Raw genomic sequence first — 5,889 nt, forward strand, 5'->3', positions numbered from 1 at the left:
GTCTACAACGGCCGCTGCCGCATTCTGCGCTAAACCCGGTTTCCCCTTCCAATCTCTTTCGCGCCTGTGGCTTGATCGGCTGCAGGCGTTTTTCGTGCCGCGTTGACAGCTGGCGCGATCCGTCGCATATGTATGAGACAGACCTGTCTCACCACTCGGTATGCGCCATGACACCATCGCCCGTTTCCGATAAGCGCCAGCACGTCGTTGAAACGGCCTACGTGCTGTTCAAGCGCGCCGGCTTCCATGCGACGGGTATCGACCGGATCATCGCCGAAGCCGATGTGGCCAAGATGACGATGTATCGCCACTTCCCCAGCAAGGACGAATTGATCGTCGAGGTGCTCGACTATCGCGCTATGCGTTTCGACCGCCAGCTCGACCGGCTCGCCCAGGAGGGCATTCCGCCGGAACAGAAAATCGGAAGGATTTTTGACTGGCATGCACTCTGGTTCCGCAGCGCCGATTTCCATGGCTGTCTGTTCGCACATGCATTGGCCGAGTTCGGCGATCCCGGGCATCCGGTTTTCAAGGCCGTTGTCAGGCAGAAGAACGGCCTCAAGCGGCGCATGCGGTCTATCCTCGAAGAGATGATGCCGCGCGGCCGCGCCGAAAGCGTGGCGGCGACACTGCTTATGCTGATCGAAGGTGCGACCTTGCTGGCGCAGATGGGGCCGGCCGACGCCGCCATTCGCGACGCCCGCAAGGCGGCCATGGGCATCGTCGCTGCTTCGCGTAAGTCCCAATGAGCCCGCTGGTCATCGGGCTCGCATTGTTTGCGGCGATCCTGCACGCAACCTGGAACGCGTTCCTGCGCACGGGGGCCGACAGGTTGTGGACCGTCACCGTCATGAGCTTTTCCAGTACGGCGCTCGCCATCCCCTTAGCCTTCTTCCACGCCCTTCCGGCCGCGCCGGCCTGGTCCTACATTGTGCTCTCGGCCTGCCTGCAGGTTGGCTACAGTTTGTTTCTGGTGGCCGCCTACAGATATGGCGAGCTGGGACAGGTCTATCCGATCGTTCGCGGCAGCGTGCCGCTGCTCGTCACGCTCGGCGAGTTCTTCCTGGCCAACCAGCAGCTCACTCTGCCGCAGACCATCGGTGTCGCGCTGGTCGCGGGCGGCATCATGGGCCTTTCTCTCGGAAGGGGCAGGGCCGCCACGACATCGATACTCTATGCGCTGGCAACGGGAGCGATCATCGCCGCCTATGCGACGGTCGATGCGCTCGGCGTTCGGGCGGCGGGAAACGCCGGTGCCTATACCGCATGGGTGCTGGTGATCTACGGCGCGTTGCTGCCGGCGGCCTTCGTCGCCTGCCGTGGCCGGCTCACAGTCGACCTGGGTGCGCCGGAAACCTGGAAGGCGCTGGGCGGCGGCCTGTTTGCACTTCTGGCCTACGGTGTCGTGGTCGCGGCCTTCGCGCTCGGACCGGCCGGTCCGATCACCGCGATCCGCGAAACCAGCGTCGTCTTCGCGGCCTTCATCGGACGTCTGTTCCTCGGCGAGGTGCTGACGCCGCGGCGGGTCGGCGCCTGCGCCATCGTCGCGCTCGGCGCCATCTGCCTCGGCTATCAGCCGTGACGGAAATGCGCATCGCGCAGTTTCTCGATTTTCCTGATGGCGCCGACAGGTAAACCGGCTAGTCTGGACTCCCGAGAGCGGCATTACCCTCGGGAGTTTTCATGGATCTCGCGACCTCGCTTGCCTTTGCGGCCGCCTTCTTCGTGTTCGCTGCCAGCCCGGGTCCGGACAACATGACGATCGTCGCGCGCACAATCTCCAATGGCGCCGCGTCGGGCATCGCCTACGGTGCCGGCACCGTGGTCGGCATCCTCATCTTCCTGATCCTCGCCGCCTTCGGCCTGTCGATCGTCGCCGCCAAGATGGCGATCGTCATGACGGTGCTTCGCTATGGTGGAGCGGCCTATCTGGTCTGGACGGGCATCAGGCTGTGGATGGCGGCGCCCGTCATTCCCGAACTGCAGCCCATCTCAGGACGGCGAGGGCTGTTGATGATTTTTGCCACCGGCATCGCGCTCAATCTTGGCAATCCGAAAATGCCGTTGTTCTACATTGCGCTGTTGCCTAGCGTCGTCGGCGCATCGCTCGACGCAGGTCATCTCGGTGTGCTGATGATGGTGATCGTGGCCGTCGAGGTCGTGGTGATCGGCGGTCATGTCGTCCTCGCCGGTCGCGCCCGCAGCCTGTTGCGCACACCAAGGATCGTACGCCGGGTGAACCGCGCGGCGGGCGGTGTGATGATCGGCGCCGGCGTTGCCGTTGTTGCCGCGCGCTGAGCGGATTGCCCAGTCATCACGCTATTTCCTGCGCGCCGCCGCCTCGGCCTGATCGAGGATCTTGCGCAGGAATGCGGCATGGCCGCGGAACGCGCGCCGTCCGCTCGTCGTCGCCCTGACGCGCGTCTGCGGCCGGCGGCCGACGAACAGCTTTTCGATGTCGACATAACCAGCCCTGGCCAGCGTATCGAGATGCGCACCGAGATTGCCGTCGGTGACGTCCACGATGGCTTTCAGCCCGGTGAAATCCAGCGTTTGCCGCCTTTCCAGCATGCTCAGCGCCGCCATGATCCTGAGCCGAGTGCTCTGGTGGATGATTTCGTCGGCACTCATCGATTGGCTCCGGCGCAGCCAAGCCGGAGGCCGCCGACAACCATGCTGCCGCCGTGGCGGACCGTCTTGGCAATCTCGAACGGCGACAGCGCCGCTTGCTCCTGTGCGATCGACATTGAAATGCTCCAGCATGCTGTACAGAATACTCTGCCATGTAGAGTTATCTGTCAATTCACGAGCAGGCCGATCTGCGTTCGTGCTTGACAAGACGATGCACCGATCGGCTGTCGCATTGCAGTATAGATCGTCCGCCTGCACGAGATGATCGCACCGATGAGGCAGCGGTCATGATATCGGCGACCGACGATCGACACGCAAAGCTGCTCGCTGATCTTCGGAGCTTCACGAGAGGAGCGCTTCCGCGGAGTGTGGAGAATGTCGGCGACACATTCTAGCCAATGGTCGAAGATCAGAAGTGAATTTCTGCGACGATCAGCACGATCATGTGCCGATCGTAACCGAAATTTAAGCTGCGAAAATCAGTCTATTGCTTCGCTGGCTAGCAAGCCGCGAGTCAGATATGCATGAGCGCGCCGGGTCATTACGGCCGTCGGCACAAAGGAAGGGGCATCGCATGGCTAAGCAGTCATCCAAAGCGCCGGCGTCCAAGGCACCGGCAAAGAAAGCACCCGCAAAAGCAGCGACGGCAAAGGTCGCAGCTGCAGTGAAGAAAGCAGCACCCGCTGCCAAGCCGAAGGCCGCGGCGGCCAAGGCAAAAGCAGCACCGGCCAAGAAGCCGGCAGCGAAAGCTGCGGCGAAACCGGCAGTGAAGAAGGCGGCACCCGCCAAGGCAGCGGCAAAGCCGGCTGCCAAGGCGGCACCGGCCAAGAAGCCTGCAGCGAAAGCTGCGGCGAAACCCGCAGCGAAGAAGGCAGCAGCACCTGCCAAGAAACCGGCTGCCAAGGCTGCACCAGCCAAGAAGCCGGCTGCCAAGGCTGCTCCGGCAAAGAAGGCTGCGGCAGCGAAATCTTCAGCGCCGGTGAAGAAAGCGGCACCTGCGGCCAAGCCGAAGGCAGCGCCCGCGAAGGCCGGCAAGAAGTAGTCGCGCTTCCCTCGCCGGGGGCGGTGCCGAAACAGTCAAGGGCGGGTGCCTCACAGGGCGCCCCGCTCGTTGTTTAGGCAGTCGGAAGGCGAGAACAGAGGCGGACGGAGGATATCTTTTCGCAGCTCCCAGGACTTCGCCATAGGGCGGAGTCCGGTGGGGCTTTTTTCGTGTCATTCATGCGGGTGATGAAACATCGGCGCGAGGCTCGTCGGTCTTGCCAGTCGGCTGGCGGCTTCGCGCGATCCCGGCAACCATGGTGATGAAGCACCGTCTTCATGGAGCGCTCGCTAAACGGCCCTGGCCGCTGCGTCGCTCTGGCGGCTGGGTTTTCCGCTTCTGGCCATTGCCCGATCGCGCCCGATCGGTCAACACTGCCGGCCTGCAAAACAGGAAACGGATCATGCCCAGACTGCTCTATGCGTCGTCTTCTCCCTACAGTTCCAAGGTACGAATGGCGGCAGCCTATGCCGGCATCGCTGTCGATCTGGTGCCGATCAAGACCGAGGAGAAGCCGGCCGACTTGATGATCGCCAACCCGCTCGGCAAGATTCCGGTTCTGGTGCTCGACGACGGTCGCTCCATCCATGACAGTCGCGCCATCACCCAGCATCTCAACCGTTTGTCGAAGAGCGCGCTTTTTCCACGCAATCCCGACAAGCGGCTCGAGGCAGAAGTGCTGGAGGCATTGGCCGACGGCATTTGCGACTGTGCGCTGTCGATGGTCTATGAACGGCGCACGCGGCCTGAGGAGATGGTCTATCAGCCCTGGCTCGATCGCCAGTGGGCGAAGATCACGGCGGCACTCGACCTGCTCAACGCCAACCCGCCGAAGCTGCCGAAAAAGATCACCGCCGGCCAGATGGCGCTGCGCGCCTGCCTTGGCTATCTCGCGCTGCGCTTTGCCGGGAAATGGGAGAAGGGTCGCGCCCGGCTGACGCGGTGGGCGGCACGCTTCGACGAGAAGTTTCCAGAACTGAAGCCCTGCATTCCCGGTTGACCGCCCATTACCCGAATAGATTTACCCGGAAATCACGCGAGCATAAAAAAAGCCGGGCGCGAGGCCCGGCTTTTTCGTGTCGTGGCTTGAACGACTTAGAACTTCATACCGACGCCGAAGGTGACGCGGTTGTCGGTGGCCTTGACCTTGCCGATGCCATCGAAGCTCTTGCTGCCGAAGTCGGTGTAACGATACTCGACACGACCGAAGACATTGTCGGTCAGCTTGATGTCGGTGCCGAGACCGGCGGTCCAGCCGAGCAACGTGGCGCGGTCCGAACCGTATACGTCGTCTTCGACCTTCAGGCTTCTTCCGGCGAGACCGCCGGTGCCATAGAGCAGGATTTCGGGGGTCACGGCATAGCCGAGACGGGCTCGCAACGAACCCTCGAAGCCGGCCTTGGAATTGACGCCAGAATCGTCGCCCTTGACGCCGTTGTAGCCGAGTTCGGCTTCAGCGCCGTAGACGAAGTTCTCTTGCTGCCACTGATAGCCGCCGAAGACGCTGCCGACGAAGCCCTTGGTGCCGACGTCAACATTGTCAACACCCCGATCCTTTTCCTTGGTATGGCCGCTGAAGCCATAGCCGACGTTGAGACCGGCGTAGGGGCCGGCCCACGAAGCGACGGGAAGTTCAGCGATCGGCGCAGGTGCCGGCGGCTCTTCCGAAACCACGTCAGCAGCATAGGCAGTTCCGCTGAGGGCGAAGAGCCCGAGCGCAACGGCCAGCGGCCGTGCGAATTTGAGATTGGCTTGCATTGTTCTTTACTCCTTAAGCCACAGGACACAGGCTTGTTTCTCACGATCGCCATCGACCCGTCCGGGGGGGAAACGGATCTGGCGTTCGTCGGTTCCAAATGTCGTGTCAAAATGCGGCTGAAGCGAACCTGAACTTGGGTCATTCCCCGGCGCAAATGAGGCAGAACCTTGACGTTGCATCTTCGCAACAGCGAAATGGCAGGAACCATCCGGTGCTGCGCTGCACACCGCTTGGTGCAAGGACTCCAGCACCCTATATTGCGGTCGGGCACGCCTGAGTCCAGGGCGGGCCAAGATGCCCAAACGGCCGTTTCGCCACAATGCTGCCCAAGGTGCGAACACCATTTAACGCATGCCGGGCCATATTTCGCCGGCACTGCTTTTTCGGGCCGAAATTGAGGATTGACACCATATGAGCAAAGCCACTGTCACGGCGCTGGTGACGGGCGGGGCCAGGC

At 62.4% G+C, this 5,889-nt stretch carries 7 protein-coding genes; 5 read left to right on the plus strand and 2 right to left on the minus strand.

Features of this window, described 5'->3' with window-relative positions:
- Positions 1-167 precede the first annotated feature (167 nt).
- The 3 genes from EN884_RS22435 (at position 168) to EN884_RS22445 (ending at position 2,298) form a co-directional block, all read left to right on the plus strand.
- A complete protein-coding gene (locus EN884_RS22435) occupies positions 168-749 on the plus strand; it encodes a TetR/AcrR family transcriptional regulator (RefSeq protein WP_013532489.1) in 582 nt (193 codons plus the stop codon).
- Positions 746-1,582, plus strand: coding sequence for a DMT family transporter (locus EN884_RS22440; protein WP_013532488.1), 837 nt, complete (start codon positions 746-748; stop codon positions 1,580-1,582). The genes EN884_RS22435 and EN884_RS22440 overlap by 4 nt, the downstream gene beginning before the upstream one ends.
- A gap of 101 nt (positions 1,583-1,683) precedes the next feature.
- Positions 1,684-2,298, plus strand: coding sequence for a LysE family translocator (locus EN884_RS22445; RefSeq protein ID WP_013532487.1), 615 nt, complete (start codon positions 1,684-1,686; stop codon positions 2,296-2,298).
- Positions 2,299-2,319: 21 nt separating this feature from the next.
- Here the strand turns inward: EN884_RS22445 and EN884_RS22450 are convergent, their stop codons facing one another.
- Positions 2,320-2,631 (minus strand): transcriptional regulator, encoded by a 312-nt coding sequence (locus tag EN884_RS22450; protein WP_013532486.1) that lies wholly within the window; start codon positions 2,629-2,631, stop codon positions 2,320-2,322.
- Positions 2,632-3,205: 574 nt separating this feature from the next.
- On the opposite strand from EN884_RS22450, the gene EN884_RS22460 reads away from it, so the two are divergent.
- Both EN884_RS22460 and EN884_RS22465 read left to right on the plus strand, forming a co-directional pair.
- Positions 3,206-3,673, plus strand: coding sequence for a hypothetical protein (locus EN884_RS22460; protein WP_063167706.1), 468 nt, complete (start codon positions 3,206-3,208; stop codon positions 3,671-3,673).
- 403 nt (positions 3,674-4,076) lie between these two features.
- Complete coding sequence (locus EN884_RS22465) at positions 4,077-4,673, plus strand: glutathione S-transferase family protein (RefSeq protein ID WP_013532484.1); 597 nt, start codon at positions 4,077-4,079, stop codon at positions 4,671-4,673.
- Positions 4,674-4,768: 95 nt separating this feature from the next.
- On the opposite strand, the gene EN884_RS22470 is transcribed toward EN884_RS22465, so the two are convergent.
- Positions 4,769-5,431, minus strand: a complete 663-nt coding sequence (locus tag EN884_RS22470; protein ID WP_128360742.1) for an outer membrane protein — start codon at positions 5,429-5,431, stop codon at positions 4,769-4,771.
- Positions 5,432-5,889: the final 458 nt, after the last annotated feature.

Origin of the sequence: Mesorhizobium sp. M7A.F.Ca.AU.001.01.1.1 (genome assembly GCF_004022735.1) — a bacterium.
Taxonomy (GTDB): Bacteria; Pseudomonadota; Alphaproteobacteria; order Rhizobiales; family Rhizobiaceae; genus Mesorhizobium; species Mesorhizobium ciceri.